Annotated in this window: 14 protein-coding genes and 1 pseudogene; 1 reads left to right on the top strand and 14 read right to left on the bottom strand. The window is 55.8% G+C overall.

The features are described 5' to 3' along the window. Positions 1 to 45: 45 nt before the first annotated feature. From L975_RS00190 to L975_RS00145, 11 genes and pseudogenes are all read right to left on the bottom strand, one after another. Complete coding sequence (locus L975_RS00190) at positions 46 to 339, bottom strand: hypothetical protein (protein WP_010864942.1); 294 nt, start codon at positions 337 to 339, stop codon at positions 46 to 48. A gap of 148 nt (positions 340 to 487) precedes the next feature. Next, positions 488 to 1,882 carry a uracil-xanthine permease family protein gene (locus tag L975_RS00185; RefSeq protein WP_039046096.1) on the bottom strand — a complete coding sequence of 465 codons (1,395 nt, stop codon included), beginning with the start codon at positions 1,880 to 1,882 and terminating at the stop codon, positions 488 to 490. A gap of 439 nt (positions 1,883 to 2,321) precedes the next feature. Further along, positions 2,322 to 4,409, bottom strand: coding sequence for an ATP-dependent DNA helicase RecG (gene recG / locus L975_RS00180; protein ID WP_047706577.1), 2,088 nt, complete (start codon positions 4,407 to 4,409; stop codon positions 2,322 to 2,324). Positions 4,410 to 4,412: 3 nt separating this feature from the next. Further along, positions 4,413 to 5,108: a tRNA (guanosine(18)-2'-O)-methyltransferase TrmH gene (gene trmH, locus L975_RS00175; RefSeq protein ID WP_010864939.1), complete on the bottom strand. Its 696-nt coding sequence runs from the start codon at positions 5,106 to 5,108 to the stop codon at positions 4,413 to 4,415. Positions 5,109 to 5,114: 6 nt separating this feature from the next. After that, positions 5,115 to 7,235: a bifunctional GTP diphosphokinase/guanosine-3',5'-bis pyrophosphate 3'-pyrophosphohydrolase gene (gene spoT / locus L975_RS00170; protein ID WP_010864938.1), complete on the bottom strand. Its 2,121-nt coding sequence runs from the start codon at positions 7,233 to 7,235 to the stop codon at positions 5,115 to 5,117. Between the two features lie 26 nt (positions 7,236 to 7,261). Further along, on the bottom strand, positions 7,262 to 7,537 hold the full coding sequence (gene rpoZ, locus L975_RS00165) for a DNA-directed RNA polymerase subunit omega (RefSeq protein ID WP_010864937.1): 276 nt from the start codon (positions 7,535 to 7,537) through the stop codon (positions 7,262 to 7,264). 63 nt (positions 7,538 to 7,600) lie between these two features. Further along, the gene (gmk, locus tag L975_RS00160; protein ID WP_010864936.1) at positions 7,601 to 8,224 is read right to left on the bottom strand and encodes a guanylate kinase; all 624 of its coding nucleotides are present in this window, start codon (positions 8,222 to 8,224) and stop codon (positions 7,601 to 7,603) included. A gap of 410 nt (positions 8,225 to 8,634) precedes the next feature. After that, positions 8,635 to 8,994: a YgiW/YdeI family stress tolerance OB fold protein gene (locus L975_RS00155; protein WP_010864935.1), complete on the bottom strand. Its 360-nt coding sequence runs from the start codon at positions 8,992 to 8,994 to the stop codon at positions 8,635 to 8,637. Between the two features lie 559 nt (positions 8,995 to 9,553). Continuing rightward, on the bottom strand, positions 9,554 to 10,258 hold the full coding sequence (locus tag L975_RS18620) for a methyl-accepting chemotaxis protein (protein ID WP_255359234.1): 705 nt from the start codon (positions 10,256 to 10,258) through the stop codon (positions 9,554 to 9,556). 159 nt (positions 10,259 to 10,417) lie between these two features. Further along, positions 10,418 to 11,305: pseudogene (locus L975_RS18615) on the bottom strand (cache domain-containing protein); the annotation flags it as partial. A gap of 378 nt (positions 11,306 to 11,683) precedes the next feature. Further along, positions 11,684 to 12,550 (bottom strand): LysR family transcriptional regulator, encoded by an 867-nt coding sequence (locus L975_RS00145; RefSeq protein ID WP_047706608.1) that lies wholly within the window; start codon positions 12,548 to 12,550, stop codon positions 11,684 to 11,686. Positions 12,551 to 12,681: 131 nt separating this feature from the next. Between L975_RS00145 and L975_RS00140 the strand changes: the two genes are divergently transcribed. Next, positions 12,682 to 14,133: a glycoside hydrolase family 1 protein gene (locus L975_RS00140; protein ID WP_047706576.1), complete on the top strand. Its 1,452-nt coding sequence runs from the start codon at positions 12,682 to 12,684 to the stop codon at positions 14,131 to 14,133. Between the two features lie 281 nt (positions 14,134 to 14,414). On the opposite strand, the gene L975_RS00135 is transcribed toward L975_RS00140, so the two are convergent. The 3 genes from L975_RS00135 to L975_RS18275 all read right to left on the bottom strand — a co-directional run. Further along, positions 14,415 to 14,618, bottom strand: coding sequence for a hypothetical protein (locus L975_RS00135; protein ID WP_010864929.1), 204 nt, complete (start codon positions 14,616 to 14,618; stop codon positions 14,415 to 14,417). Between the two features lie 864 nt (positions 14,619 to 15,482). Further along, entirely contained in the window at positions 15,483 to 16,172 is a 690-nt protein-coding gene (locus tag L975_RS00130; RefSeq protein ID WP_052181170.1) for a hypothetical protein, read from the bottom strand. Next, positions 16,163 to 16,505: hypothetical protein (locus tag L975_RS18275; RefSeq protein ID WP_047706575.1), on the bottom strand; the 343-nt coding region annotated here is incomplete at its 5' end. The genes L975_RS00130 and L975_RS18275, both read right to left, overlap by 10 nt.

Raw genomic sequence — 16,505 nt, 5'->3', positions numbered from 1 at the left:
AGGCCATGCATCTCGTTTGGGTCCGAGCCATTACGATCGCCGCCGTCAGGATAACAGCAGATCGTTACATTTCTCCGCGTCACGGCGGGCCGCGCCGGTGGCGAGCGGAGTGGCAGTCTCGGGCAGCCAATCGATAGTCAGTCCGCCGCAACGCTGACGCAGTCGCGCCATGTGCTGTAACAGCTCGGGCACCGGTCCTAATTGCTGATGGGCGCTTTCCAGACAGCGTAAGGCCGGATGCAGCATATCTTGCTCGATAAGTAACGCGGCCAGCAATAACAGCTCTTCTGGGCGGCGTTGTTGCAGGATCTGATTGAGCAGGCGGAAATTGTCGGTCATCACTCCTCCATGAGCAGATGGCTGCCTGATATAGCAGTCTGCCTGTTTCCGAGCAGCCTTACTAGAGGGTAGCCCAATAACTTGTCAGACAGATCACGTTCATCGGATGTGACAGACACCGGCCACCGATGTGGCCGGTGAGATGGGATCAGCGTGGTTCGGCAGGCAGGATTAGATTCAGGGCAATCGCAGTCAGGCCACCGGCGGCAAGGCCAGATGACAGTACGCTTTTCAGCCACTCAGGGGCAAACTGCAGAATTTGCGGCTGCTGCGCTACACCCAGTCCCATCGCTAATGAGATAGCGATGATCAGAACGGCGCGGCGATCCAGTTGTTCACGGGCCATGATGCGCACACCGGCGGCGGCAATCGAGCCGAACATCACGATAGTGGCGCCGCCTAAGACCGGCTCCGGGATACTCAGCACCCAGGTTGCGATAACCGGAAACAGACCCAGCAGGGCCAGCATGGCGGCCACGGCATAGCCTACGTAGCGGCTGGCTACGCCGGTCATTTGGATCACGCCATTGTTCTGGCTGAAAGTGGAGTTCGGGAAGCTGTTGAACAGGCCGGCCAGCGCGGAGTTCAAGCCATCGGCCAGCACGCCGCCTTTGATGCGGCGTAGGTAGACCGGGCCACACACCGGTTGTTCGGACACTTCCGAGGTGGCAGTGATATCACCAATCGCTTCCAGCGAGGTGACCAGAAAAACCAGCACCAGCGGCAGCAGCAAACTCCAATCGACACTCAGGCCGTAGTAGAGCGGGGTCGGGATCATCAGCAGCGGCGCATCGTGGCTGGTGGTTGGCAGCATATCCAGCGCCCACGCCAGCAGGCAGCCCGCGCCCATGGCAATCACCAGTGACGCCACGCGTAGGTACGGATTACGCTGACGATTGAGCAGGACGATAATGCCCAGCACGGTACCGGCCAGCAGCAGGTTTTTCGGGTTACCGAAGCTGCCATCGCCGAGCGCACCATAGCCGCCACCGATGGAGACCAGCCCCACTTGGATCAGGGTCAGGCCAATTAAGGTGACCACAATGCCGGAGACCAGCGGGGTAATCACTTTTTGTGCCAAATGCAAAATGCGCGATAACAGCACTTCGCTAAAAGAGGCCAGAATGATGGTGCCAAACAGCGCCGCCATCATGGTCGGGACATCGGCACCGCCCTGTTTTAGCGCTAAGCCTCCGGCGATGATTGGGCCCAAAAAGTTGAAACTGGTACCTTGAATCGACAGCAGACCGGAGCCAATCGGGCCTAAAGTCCGGATGGTCAGGAAGGAGGCCAGACCGGAGACAAACAGTGACATGCTGATGATGCGTTGGGTATCGGCAGCAGGCAGGCCCAGCGCCTGACAAATCAGCAGAGGTGGGGTGATCACGGCCACGAACATCGCCAGCAAATGCTGACCGGCGGCAAACAGGGTTTGCGGCAGCGGCGGACGGTCGTCAAGGCGGTAAACCAGATCCGGATTACGGCGGGAAGTGCTGGCAGGAGTGGTATCGAGGTGTTCCGTTTCGATAGCTTGTGAGCTCATGCTGATTCCAAAATGTCAGAGTAAAAGGATTCGGTTAGCTGCTGTGACCAAGGCGATGGCTCGCCGTGCGGGTGGTCGTGCGTTCGGTATCGGTGCGGCGTCTGCGCCTTCATATCGTGTCGGGGGGGCAAGACGGCAGGTCATGCGTCTTTTCCTCTTATCCGGCGATAAGTTATTCCAGTAATAGCGGAAGCAACCGTAAGTTCAGTACTGGCTGGCGTGCACGTTAAGCAGATAATGGCGCGCATTTTAGCCAGCTTTCGCCAAAAAGCAAACGTTTGCTTGTGATGGCGGTAACTTTTTTTGCCGTGACATGCGTGTGGCTGCATAGCGGTGGATATATCAGAGAATATCTCGGGAAATACAGTGCAAGAACGCAGAGGACTATCAGGCGAGTCAGTTGGCGCGCATGCGGGAGTACACCGCAGTGCGAAACGAGTTAAGCCTGAGAGTAATCGGTTCGCCGTGGCAGCCAGCGCTCGATTAAGGCGGCGGCGTGCTCGGGATAGCGCTCGTGCAGGTGACGGGCCAGTTTTTGCACCTCAGGGATCAGCGCTTGATCGCGCAGCAAGTCGGCAATTTTAAACTCAGCCAAACCGGTTTGCCGAGTCCCCAATAGCTCACCGGGGCCACGGATTTCCAGATCGCGCTGGGCAATCACGAAGCCATCGTTACTGTCGCGTAGCACGCTCAAGCGCTTTTGCGCGGTGGCGGTGAGTGGGGTCTTGTACAGCAGTACGCAGTGCGAGGCGACCGCGCCACGGCCAACCCGGCCACGTAACTGGTGCAACTGCGCCAAGCCCAGTCGCTCAGGGTTTTCGATGATCATCAAACTGGCATTCGGGACATCTACCCCCACTTCAATCACCGTGGTGGCGACCAGTAAGTCTAACGCGCCGGCTTTGAACTCGGCCATGACCGCCTGTTTTTCGGCGGCTTTCATGCGGCCATGCACCAAACCGATGCGCAGTGCCGGCAACTGCAGGCGCAGATCGGCGGCGGTGTCTTCGGCGGCTTGCGCTTCGAGCTGCTCGGATTCTTCAATCAGGGTGCAGACCCAATAGGCCTGACGTCGCTCTTGCTGGCAGGCATCGCTGACGCGGCGGATGATATCGGCGCGTCGGGTATCGGGGATGGCAACTGTGGTGACCGGCGTGCGTCCGGGTGGGAGTTCATCGATTACCGAGGTGTCGAGATCGGCATAGGCGGTCATCGCCAGAGTGCGCGGGATAGGGGTGGCGGTCATGATTAGCTGATGCGGATACAGGCCGTTAGTGGCCCCTTTTTCGCGCAGCGTCAGACGCTGATGCACCCCGAAGCGGTGCTGCTCATCGATGATGATGAGGCCCAAGCGAGCAAAGTGAATTTCTTGCTGGAACAGCGCGTGGGTGCCGACCACCATCATGGCCTCGCCGTCAGCGATCGCTTGTTGCTCCGCGATTCGCGCTTTGCCTTTTTGCTTGCCGGCTAGCCAGCCGACCCGAATGCCTAGCGGCTCAAACCAGCTGCGAAAGGTGGTGGCGTGCTGCTCGGCTAACAGCTCGGTTGGCGCCATCAAGGCCACTTGCTGACCGGCGCAGATGGCTTGCAGCGCCGCCAGAGCGGCCACCAAGGTTTTACCGGAGCCCACATCCCCTTGCACCAAACGCATCATCGGCTGCGCTTTGGCCAAATCGGTGGCGATTTCGCGCACAACCCGCTGTTGGGCACCGGTAGGCGAAAACGGTAAGGCGGCTAAAAACTGTTGATACAACGCGGCCTGCTGACACGGCGGTAAGCTCGGCGCTTGATGCGCTTGGGTACCGGCGCGGACTTGCAGCATGCTCAGGTGATGGGCTAACAGCTCTTCGAGGATCAAGCGCTGCTGCGCCGGATGGCGGCCATGCTCCAGTGCCTCGGCGCTGATATCGGGCGTAGGCCGATGCAGCAGGTGTAACGCCTGCACAATGCTCATCTGACGGTGATTGAGGCTGTTGGGCAGTAACTCGGGGATGGCGATGCTATCGAGCATCGCTAATGCTTGATCGGTGAGTTTGCGTAAGCTGGCTTGCTTGAGCCCTTCGGTCGCCGGATAAACCGGGGTGAGCGTCTCTTCGACACTGCTATCGGCCTGTTCGCCCAACAGGCGATATTCGGGATGCATCATCTCGGGGCCAATTTGCCCGCGTTTAACTTCACCAAAGACGCTGATGCGACGCCCCACCGCCAGCGAGTTTTTCATCGCCGCGGTGAAGTGGAAAAAGCGCAGACTGAGGATGCCAGAGCCATCACTAATCCGGCACAGCAGCATGCGCCGCCGACCACCGGTTAACTCACAGCTTTGGATGGTACCTTCGACTTTGGCATGCACCAGCGGGAGCAAGCCGGCAATTGGCGTGATGCGGGTACGGTCTTCATAGCGCAGCGGCAGGTGCAGCAGCAAATCCTGCACCGAGTGCAGGCCAAGCTTATCCAGCTTACCGGCCATGCTGCTGCCCACCCCAGACAGGGCGGTCAGCGGCAGTGCATCGAGCAGACGCCCGCGCATCACTTAGTTATCCGCCGCCTGGATCGCCGCCCACCACTCGGGCGGCGCCACGATTTCGCCGTGTTGGTCAATCTGCGGCATTGGCAGCCCTTTGCGGCGCGCCACTTTGGCAATCACCGGATAGCCGCCTTCATACAGCAGACGTTGCTGCTCTTCTTCGCTCAGGCGACTGGCGGCGCTGCTGTCATACATGCCCGCTAGCTGACGCTGACGTTGGGCTTCGTACAAAATCAGAGCCGAGGCCACCGACACATTCAACGACTGCACCATACCAACCATCGGGATGATGATCTGGTGATCGGCTAACGCCAGTGCTTCTTCGCTGATGCCGGTTTTTTCCTGACCAAGCAAAATGCAGGTTGGGCGGGTGTAATCGATGCTGCGAAAATCCACCGCTTTATCGGACAGGTGGGTGGCCAGCACTTGCATGCCTTGCGCTTTGAGATGGCCGACTGCCGCACCAATGGTGCGGTGAGTGCGGATCTCCACCCAGTTGTTGCTACCGGCGGCGGTAGACACCAACGAGCGCATCCGATCGCCTGGCCATACCGCATGCACTTCGTGTACGCCGACCGCATCGGCGGTACGGATCACCGCCGACACATTATGTGGCTTGTGCACTTGTTCCATGCAGACAGTCAGATCAGGCTGGCGCAAGGCCAGCATCTGTTGGATCCGTTGAAAACGTTCTGGAGTCATGATTAATCAGTAACGGTTACGGCTGACCTTGATGACATCCGGCATTACCCGGATTTTGCGCATGATGTTGGCCAAGTGAACCCGGTCGTGTGCGCTTAACCGGATGAAAATGTTGTACACGCGGCCATCGCGCTCTTCGGTGGTCAGGTTGTAAATATTGGACTCAGTGGTGGCAATCACCGCGGTCAGATCAGCGAGCGCGCCGTGATGGTTCACCATCTCGACTTTGATCTCGGTAATAAACTCTTGGCTAGCGGCGGATTTATCCCACTCGACGGCCATGAATTTTTCCGGCTCTTTCTGATAGCCACGAATGTTGCGGCAAGACTCATGGTGGATCACCAAGCCTTTACCTGGGCTGACGTGGGCAATGATCGGATCGCCCGGAATCGGTCGGCAGCACTTAGCAAAGGTCAGCAAAATACCATCGGCACCGCGGATCGGCAGCTTTTTGTGCGGTAAGGCTTTTCCGCTTGGCTCCGGTTGCGGCTCACTGACTTCCTGTTGCAAACGGCGAGCAATCACCACGCTCATGGCATTACCGAGGCCAATTTCGGCCAGCAGGTCATCTTGCGTGTGCAGTTTCAGGTCATCCAGCACGCGTTTGACTTTCTCTGGCGCGATATCTTGCAGCTTCACGCTGCCTAAGGCGTGATTGAGCAGACGGCGGCCAAGGCTGACCGAGTCATCGCGTTTGAGGTTTTTCAGCATCTGGCGGATTTTGGCCCGCGCTTTGGAGCTGACCACAAAGTTGAGCCACGCGGCGTTTGGTCGGGTGCCTGGTGCGGTGATAATTTCCACCGTTTGCCCCGAGCTTAAGGCTTGCGACAGCGGGAATGGCAGGCGATCAACCCGCGCGCCAACACACGTGTGGCCGATATCGGTATGCACCGCGTAGGCAAAGTCCACCGGGGTGGAGCCTGCCGGCAACTCGACAATGCGGCCTTCCGGCGTGAACACGTAAATCTCATCGGGGAACAGATCGGATTTTACGCTCTCGATAAACTCAAACGAGTTACCGGCACTTTGCTGCAGCTCCAGCAAGCTTTGCATCCAGCGCTGGGCGCGGATTTGCGCGGTCGAGACCGACTCGCCTTGCTGTTTGTAGGCCCAATGGGCCGCCACCCCCATCTCTGCCATCTGATCCATATAATCGGTACGGATCTGCACCTCAACCGGTACGCCGTGCGGGCCGATCATCGAGGTGTGCAGGGATTGGTAGCCGTTGGCTTTGGGAATGGCAATGTAATCTTTGACGCGACCAGGGCGCGGTTTGTACAGGCTGTGCATTTGACCGAGCACGCGGTAACAGCTGTCGACATCTTTGACGATCACCCGAAAGGCATAGATATCCATGATCGAGTGAAAACGCTGCTCTTTGAGCCGCATTTTGTTGTAGATGGAGTACAGGTGTTTTTCTCGTCCGCTGACTTTGGCGCTGATCCCCACTTCACGTAGGCGACCGTCAATTTCGGATAAGATCTTTTGGATCATCTCCTTACGGTTGCCACGCGCCGCTTTCACCACCTCTTTGAGGACGCGAAAACGATTCGGGTACAGGGCTTCAAAACCCAGCTCTTCCAGCTCGGTCTTCAGGTGATGAATACCCAGACGGTGGGCCAGCGGGCTATAGATTTCGAGCGTTTCGCGCGCAATACGCCGACGTTTATCAGGGCGCAGTGAGCCCAAGGTGCGCATGTTGTGCGTACGGTCGGCCAGCTTGATCAAAATGACGCGGATGTCTTGCACCATCGCCATGATCATTTTGCGAAAGTTTTCGGCTTGGGCTTCTTTCTTATCGCGGAATTTGAGCTTATCGAGTTTGGACACGCCCTCGACCAGCTCGGCCACGCTTTTGCCAAACCGCTCTTGCAGATCCTGATGGGTAATATCGGTGTCTTCAATCACGTCATGCAGCAGGGCTGCCATCAAGGTTTCGTGATCGAGGTGCATTTCGCCCAGAATACAGGCCACCGCCACCGGATGGGTGATGTAAGGCTCCCCGCTGGAGCGGGTTTGTCCTTCGTGTGCATCACGCGCAACAATAAATGCCTGCCTGAGGCGATCTATCTGATCCTCAGGCAGGTAGCGCTGTGCAACTTGGTACAGGCTCTCAAATAAATACAAGGCTTAAGGCGCACTCTGTAACAGAATTAACGACGGCCTTCAGCGATGGCTGCAACAGCTTGCAGTTCAGCCGCTTCTTGCTCCTGCTGTTCTTGACGCTCACGGGCATCCAGAATGTCAGCGTTGATCAGACCATCTTCGATCTCGCGCAGGGCGATCACGGTGTACTTGTCGTTCTCTTCCGGGACAAGCGGATCTTTACCCTGGGTTTGCATCTGACGCGCACGACGTGCAGCGACCAGTACCAGGTCAAAACGGTTACCAACTTTCTCAACGGCGTCTTGTACGGTTACGCGGGCCATGAACGACTCCAATGGATCCAATAGGGAAAAGACAAATGACTAGAAATGATACTCAATCCGAGCTTACTCTGCCAACAATTTGCTGATCATCGCACCGTGGCGCAGCCCCTGACGCTCTCGTTTGAGGCGCTCGGCGCGGATAATGTTCTTCAGATCAACCAGCGCTTGATCGAAATCGTCGTTCACGATCAGATAGTCATACTCATCGTAATGCGACATCTCGCTGACCGCTTTGGCCATACGCTTGGCGATCACGTCATCGCTGTCCTGACCGCGGCCACGCAGGCGGCGCTCCAGCTCTTCCCGTGACGGTGGCAGGATGAAAATGCTGCGTGCCTGTGGCATTTGCTCACGCACCTGACGCGCACCTTGCCAGTCGATATCCAAGAAGACATCGATGCCCTGATCCAACACTTTTTCGATGGTCGGGCGGGAAGTACCGTAATAGTTACCAAATACTTCCGCGTATTCTAAAAACGCTTGCTGCTCAATCAGCGCTTTGAATTCATCCACGCTGATAAAGTGGTAATGCTCACCATTATTCTCGCCCGGACGTGGTTCACGGGTGGTGTGCGACACCGAAACCTGCATGTCGTAGGTTGGGTGAGTTTTCAGCAATGCATTGATAAGGCTGGATTTACCAGCACCGCTCGGAGCGGAAACAATATACAGAGTACCTTTGGGCATAATGTCACTATACAGTTGCAGGTATACGGTTACAGGCATCCAGTTACAGGTACCCCGGTACGGGTGCCGAGCAGTGAAGTCGGTGACCGCCGCTATACGGGCAAAGGCCGGGGATTACGGGACGACAGGCTGTCAGTGTGCGGCGGAGCCTTTACGGCTAACCGAGCGGCAACTGACGGCGGGTAAACGATCATTTTAGCCCAAATTGCTTAGGCTGTCGTCAGGATTGTCAGGATCTGCGTTAGCCTCATGAGTGAGGCGTTGCGTGAATAGAGAGCGGTGCCCAGTGAACCCGTATTGTCTGAAGAGGTTATCTGAAACTGTTATCGGAAAGGGATACAGGGAAGGCGGTACATCTAGGCATGCAAATACAGCCACCTAAGACGCGTTGCTTAGGTGGCTGAACAAAATTATTTCACTAACGAGATGGATTTCACATCCACTTTGTTTTTATCCATGCCCCATTCGCGATCGTATTCACCGGTAATTTTTACGGTGTCGTTCGGGCCGGCATTCACGCCATTCCACACTTTCTGATCGATCTCGACTTGGATTTCGCCGCTGCCGTCAGAGAACAGGTATTTGTCATGGCTAACTTGAGAAACCAGTTTGCCTTGCAGGGTTACCCACGCATCATTTTTCTGGTTAGCCAGATCTTTTACGCTGACTTGAGCTGCGGCTGGAGTACCGGTATAGGCTGCCATGGCCGGGGCCGCAGACAGAGCAGAAAACAGCGCCAGTGGTAATACGAATTTCAGCATTTTGTTCATAACGACCTCGGTAGATGGTTAAGCCAATTAAGTTAAGCTAACAACTCAGTGAGCGGGATACGCGGTATCCGTCATAACGATAGGTGTTGCTTAACGATGGAATGAATCATAACGCCAATTTTCTGAATGCGGGATGAATGAAAAAGTCAGTTTCTGTTTTTATTGGTTTGGCGTAGTTAGATACCATTGGTTACAGGTGCGCTAACAAAAACAAGGCCATTTATCACACCAATAATTATTTAACTCATTAATTATTCGGCACTATTTTATTAAATTCTTGGCGGTAAATTTATTTTTTGTCTGCGTGGTTTGGTCGGTGGGTTATTAAAAGTAGGCCAACCCTAAAAATAGGGGGGAGGTTATTTTTGGATGTGTTATATCGGATATGTTCTGTAGCGATAAGAATGAAGTTGAATATCAAAGCGGCATTTGAGTTCTGCCAAAAGAAAATAAATCAGGGCGACACCGGTCGCCCTGATTTATGCCGCTAATAGAGCCAAGTTCTGGCGATAAAAGCAGTGATAACAACAGTTATAAAATAACCGCTATAAAATGACCGTTATAAAATAAAGGTCGATACTTGCTGGCTCAGATTGCTGGCGCGACCTTTCAGGGCTTGCGCCTGATCCAGATCGCGCATGGCCGCAGCGGTGATCTCGTCGGTCACATCTTTGATCGCGGTGGTGTTCTGGGTGATTTCCCCCGTCACTTGGGTTTGCTCCTCGGCGGCGGTGGCAATCTGACTGGCCATATCGGAAATCAGCGCTACCGCATGAGTGATCTCTTCCAACGCTCGCGCCGCGGCATCGGCATCTTCCACACTGTTACCGGCCAGTGCCTGACTGGTTTGCATCAGACTCACTGCGCGGGCGGTGGTTTGCTGCAGGGTATCGATGGTGGAGTGGATCTCCTGCGTGGAGTCTTGGGTTCGGCGTGACAACACCCGCACTTCGTCAGCTACCACCGCAAAGCCGCGCCCTTGCTCTCCGGCGCGCGCTGCTTCAATCGCCGCGTTCAGTGCCAGCAGATTGGTTTGCTCGGCAATGCCTTGAATGGTCGACAAAATACCGGAAATCGCCTGCGCATGCTGGCTCAGCGCGCCGATCACTTCGGTGGCTTCGCTGACTTCATCGGCCAGATTATTGATGGACTGACGGGTCTTATTCACCAGCACCTTGCCTTGCTCACTGCTGGCGGTGGATTGCTGAGCGGCGGTAGCCGTTTGCTCGGCGCTGTTGGCAATCTCTTGGGTGGCGCTGGCCATTTCGGTCACGGCGGTGGCGACCATGGTGACGTCTTGCTGCTGGCGCTGTAATTCGCTGACCGCTTCTTGGTTGATGACCAAGCTACGCTCGGCATCGGCGTTCAATTCGGTGGCCAGGGCGCGGATGTGGGTGATCAGTTGATGTTGGCTGCCGACAAAGCGGTTGAAGCTGTCCGCCAGTTGGCCGACTTCATCTTGGGTGTTAACCACAATGCGTTGGGTCAGGTCGCCGTTACCGTCGGCAATGCGTGCCAGCGCACGCGCCACGTTACCCAGTGGGCCGAGCAGCACGCCAATCAGGTACGAGATAGCCCCGATGCTGCCGACCAACACCAGCAGTGCCAGTCCCAGTTGGGTCAACAGCAGGTTTTGCAGCGGCGCTTCCAGCGTGTCTTTATCCAGCACCAACACCAGCTCCCAATCGGTATCGGGAATGTTGGTAGCCCACACCAGCTTATCGCGCTGCTCTTGCTCGAAATACAGTGGCGTCAGGGTATGGCCGTTTTTGCTCTGTTCGATGGTTTGGTTATTCAGATCGTTATCGATTTCCGCCGCCGAGCGCATCGCCTTGGCCGCATCTTTATATGCGATCACCGTGCCGTCTTTGTGCATCAAAATGGCAAAACCGTCGGCCGGCAGCACCATCTTGCTGATATCTTCCACGATTGCGTTGATCGCCAGATCGCCGCCCACGACCCCACTGACAAGGCCAGTGTTAACCGGCTGGGCAATGGTCAAGATAGTGCCTTCTGCCGCTACGCCCAGATAGGGTTTGGTGGTGATCATCTTGCCCTGTTGGCTAGCTTCTTGATACCACGGACGCGAGCGCGGATCGTACTGACTGCGATCGATTGTTGGGTCGGCATCGTGCATCACGCCATCGGCTTGACCGAAGTAAGTGAGCTGGAAGCGACCGGAGTTTTGCGCTTGTTGCAGTACCGTCAGGGGTTGGGCGGAGATTTTACCGGCCATGGCCTGAATTACATCACGTCGTGCTGACAGCCAATCGCGAATGCGCTCAGCTTGCTGAATGCCTAGACGCTCGGTTTGCTCTTGCGCATCTTACAACAAAATGGCTTTTTGCGCCGAGTAGCTGCGCCAAGATAACAAGGCGATCACCAGCGTCAGTGCCAGAGTGACCGAAAGGAGAATTTTGTGTTTGAGTGATAGCGTCTTCATAGGCGTGCTTCCTGATTGCTCCTGCATACGGCGCGGACGGATTACTGATCATCTTGGCTAGCGGCGTCACGGGCGAAATCTGAAAGCGCAATGTTCTATTTTGTGACCGAGTCGTGCTTATCATAGCCAGAATGTAAATTCTGTGAAATTAAGCGACATTTCGTGCGGTTAATCGGGCGCGTCGAGTGCAAGCTGCGGGATACATCACACTGGCTTGGGTACGCGCCACGTTGAGGGGGAGATGGGTTAGCGGATCTCACTGAACTCGGCCACCGTGCGGCAAAATTCTTGCAGCAGTGGCGTGGTCGGCGCAGCTGGGCAGACGAGTCCGATTGTCCAGCACGCCGCAGGCTCGGTCAGGGGCAATACCCGCACCGCCGGATGATCGACCAAGGTGGACGAGGGCAAAATAGTCCATGCAATCCCGGCGGCGGCGGTGGCAATTCCGGCTGCAAAATCATTCAAATAATGCAGGCGCTGAAAACGCAGCCCGCTTTGCGCCAAATAGTGCATCAAGTTGTCGTAAAAAGAAGGCGCGCGATCGCGGCGTAACATCGCCAGCGGGTAGGCGGCCAGCTCATCTAAGGCGTGGACGGGCGGGTAGTCAGCCGGCAGCACGGCCACAAAGTGGGCTTGCACCACCGGCATGGCATACCACCCGCGCGGGGCGGGTAGACGACAAAACCCCAGATCGAGACGATTTTCGCTTAAGGCTAAGATCTGGTGATGGGTGGACAGATCGTGCAGTTCAATATTAACCAGTGGCCGCTCACGGCGAAAGCGCGCCACCGCCGCTGGTACCAGACGATTGGTCGCTACACCAAAGCCGACTCGCAGCAGGCCACGGTTGCCGGCCAGCACATCTTGGGCGGTCAGCGGTAATTGCTCACTGCGGCGCACGATGTCGCGCGCTTCATCCAGCAATGCCCGTCCGAGCGGGGTAAGCGTGGTAGCGCCGGCACTGCGCGCCAGTAATGCGCCGCCGAGCGCTTGCTCCAGCCGTTTAATCTGCTTGCTGAGCGCCGATTGGGTAATGTGCAGCCGTTCGGCAGCCTGACTAAAATGCAGGACATCGCTTAAGGTGACAAAGGCTCGCAGATCGCGCAGTTCCATAGCTTCCCCCATCATTCCTCTGTGGAATGAAAAAGCAGATTAAATGTCATTGGACGGAATTGTAGGTCTGGGCGATGCTTATTGCCAAGCACGATCCGTACTGTGACCGCACTGTGACAAGGAGCTTTTGAATGCATCACTCTCACCTGCAGCCGTTTGCCACCGATTTTCTGTGGGGCGCCGCCTCCGCCGCCTATCAAGTGGAAGGGGCGTGGAATGAAGATGGCAAAGGGCCATCGGTCTGGGATCTGTTCACCAAAATTCCTGGTACCACGTTTCAAGGCAGTAATGGCGATGTGGCGGTCGATCACTATCATCGCATGGAAGAAGATGTGGCGCTGATGGCCGAAATGGGCCTGAAAGCCTACCGTTTCTCGGTCAGCTGGCCACGCATTTTCCCGACCGGGCGCGGTGCGGTGAATGAAGCCGGTTTGGCGTTTTATGAGCGCCTGATTGATGCGTTGCTGGCGCACGGCATTGAGCCGGTACTGACCTTATATCACTGGGATCTGCCACAGGCGCTGCAAGATGAATACGGTGGCTGGGAAGATCGGCGCATCATCGCCGATTTTGAGCACTATTGCGTAACGCTGTACCGCCGCTTTGCCAACAAAGTGAAATATTGGGTATCGCTCAATGAGCAGAATTTCAATCTGACCAATGCCTACTTGCTGGGAACCCATCCGCCAGCGGTGCAAGATAGGAAGCGCTTCTTTGCCGCCAACCATATTGCGTTTTTAGCCAATGCCACCGTGATCAAAGCGTTTCGCCAGTATGTGCCGAACGGTTTGATTGGCCCTAGCTTTGCCTATTCGCCGGCCTATCCGGCCTCGGCGGCGCCAGCAGATATTCTGGCTTATGAAAACGCTGAAGAGATGACTAACTACTGGTGGCTGGATGCATATTGCTATGGCCGTTATCCACAGGCTTCGCTGGCGTGGCTGCGTGAGCGCGGTGAAGCGCCGCAGATTTTACCGGGTGATTTAGAGCTATTGGCTGAAGGTAAGCCGGATTATATTGGGGTCAATTACTACTATACCCTGACCTATACCGATAACCCGCTCGATGGGCAGACGCTGCAGCGCATCAATAACACCGGGCGCAAAGGCACCACGCCATCCAGCGGTGTGCCGGGGCTGTACCGCACCACGCCGAACCCACATCTGGAGACCAGTAACTGGGACTGGGCCATCGATCCGACCGGTCTGCGTATCGCGCTGCGCCGTTTGGCCTCGCGTTATCACTTGCCGATGATGATCACCGAAAATGGTCTGGGTGAGTTCGATAAGCTGGAAGCGGATGACAAGATCCACGATGACTACCGCATCGATTACTTGCGCAGTCACCTGCTGGCTTGTCAGCAAGCGATGCAAGATGGTGTGCAGCTACTTGGCTACTGCGCTTGGTCATTTACCGATATTTTGAGTTGGCTCAATGGCTATCAAAAACGCTACGGCTTCGTGTATGTGGATCGAGATGAGCAGTCGCCACGTACCTTGCGCCGGATCCGTAAAGACAGCTTCTTCTGGTATCAGAAGGTGATCCAATCGGCGGGCGCAGCATTACATGATTGTGTTGAGTGACCCCTATTCACGCAGCGCAGTCGCCCATGAGCATGATCTCTACCAATGAGTATGTGGCCTGATTCAACAGGCTATTTTTCCCCGCCACCCGGCGGGGCTTTTTTTCTATTTTTTTATTATAGGGACGGTGTGACAGGCAAAAAAAAGGCCACATCGAGTCTCATCTTGCGTGATTGCGCCGATGAGCCGAGTCGCCTTATCGTTTTTTCGCGAGTGTGTAGTTTAAGTGTGTGCCATCAACAAGAAGTCAGGGCGTCAAATTATCCCGTGAGCCACGAGGCTTATTTTTTGGCCGCGACGGTATTCAGTTTGGCTTGATGCACTTTTTTATGCGTGGCGGTTTTGTGGTGTTTTACCACCGCGCTGTGATGCGTCGTATGAGCTGGCGCTTTTTCTGGCATTTTCTCTGAGCCAGTGGCGGCAAAGCTCATGGCGGAAGACAGACTAAATACGGCGGCAACGGCGGTTAAGTAAATCTTTTTCATCTTTGAAGCCTTATGCGAAATATTATTGTTAAATAAAACTGCTCTTCTTACGTCTTCTTACTTTTACGTCTTCTTGCGAGGTTGCGAACACGGCGATCGCTCGGTGTTGGCAACGGCGAGAATGTATGCGCTCGGTTGCTTAGCTGCACGCGAATATTGATGTCGGACTGTAACCCTGCATGTCGATATTTGACTGATAATGGCTCGCATTTTCGGATTTATGCAGGATGAATAGCCTAATTAGCTCACGCTGTTTACCAAGTGCTTTATTTATCAAGCTGGGGCTATGCAGTGCTGCTGCATTAAAGGTGTTTCCGGCGTAGCGGCAAAATTTACAACTCAATAGCCGGCAGAATGAGGCCAGAAAAATTAATGTTCTCGGGTGGGAATGTTTTAAAAAACGGGCGGTCAAAATGCGGTTTTGGCTTAGATTTTAGTGTTGATGTTGGTTCACGTTTATACCCTTCCTACTTGAAGCAGCAGCGGTGTTGGCTAGGTTCGTTCACCCCAAGTACATCGTTTGCCTATGCTCATGAGGATTCACTCACTGGCCGCCTATCTGCAACTTCACGTTGTTTGGGTATATTGTGTTTTCTCGGCACGCTATTTGGGGTGGTGATGAATCGGTTGTCTTACGGGAAATAAAAAAGCGCCCTTACTGGCGCTTTTTTTGGGTATATGAAAACAGCTTGGCTTATTCGATATTCTGAATTTGTATGCCAACTGTGTGGCTGGATTCCTTTGCCTGCAATGGTTTCAGCTTTGCGCGCCATTCGTTGTGTACACGCTTGTCTACATGAAAAAAGCAGGTGCACGGCCTTAGTATGAAAAAACCCGCCGAAGCGGGTCTCATTGGATCTGCGGCTAATCCTCGCGCAGCAGGCTTGCCATGCGTCGAAGCAACTCTCGAAGCTCGGCTCGCTCGCCCTTGGCGGCCTGGGTGTACTGGCCGTGCTTGGTCGCGTCCACGGTTGCCATTGACGGATCATCTCGGCCTGTTTTGCCCTGCGTGCTGGTGTCCAGCCATTGCTCATTGATACTGCCCTCCATTAGTTCGATTTTTCGCTTGCCGGATTTTCTCCCGCGCGCGGGCGGCGCGGCGTTGTTGACTTGCTGCATGTGCGCGACGTTCGCCTGCTTGGCGAAAATCTTGGGCTTCGGCAACTTGATCTCGGCCAGCGCCTCCGCCGTCGCACGGCATTGCGCCTGCGCCTTCAGCGCCAGCTTCAGATCCACCTCGCGCCCCCTCTGGTGCGGCGCCCCCAGCGCTCGGCGGGTCAGGTCTCCGAACAGTTGATCCAACACCAGCGCTTGCGATGTCAGCATCTTTTCCAGCGGCGTCAGGTTGCCGGCAGCCACTTGGTTGCACAGCGCCTCGATGGCACGCACGCTGGCCGGCAAGTCAACCATCCCTTCGCCAAATAGACGGCCTGCCAGGATGTTGGCACTCGCAGCCGCGTTGACTTGCCCTGCTGCGGATCTGGCGACTGCATCCTGCTCGCGTTCGCCATCCCTCTTGCTCAGCACGAGCGGCGACTTTTTGTTCAAGGCCATAGGGTGCAGCCCTCCAATTGAATCGCCTGCCGTTCCGCCCAGGCTTCGCCGTGATTGGTTTCAAGGTGCCAGCGCATTTCACCGACCAGCTCGGCCACCGGCACGCCGTCGACCAGCACCTGCCGGCGCATGATGGCGAGCGTATCGGGTACGTCCCAGCCCCAGCCCTCAAGCGCGGCCACCAGCCCGACCAGCTCGCGCAATTCATCGGGTAGCGGGTCTGGCGGCACTGGATCGTTGGCAGCGGTCAGCTCGCGCAGCAGCTCGGCCTTGTGCTCGCGGATGAACTGGCGGGCGTCATCGGTCAAGCGACCAGATGCGGCCAGCCGGTCA

This window comes from Plesiomonas sp. ZOR0011, assembly GCF_000800945.1.
Lineage (GTDB): Bacteria > Pseudomonadota > Gammaproteobacteria > Enterobacterales > CAMTGL01 > Plesiomonas > Plesiomonas shigelloides.
This window is presented reverse-complemented; position numbering and strand designations above follow the sequence as displayed.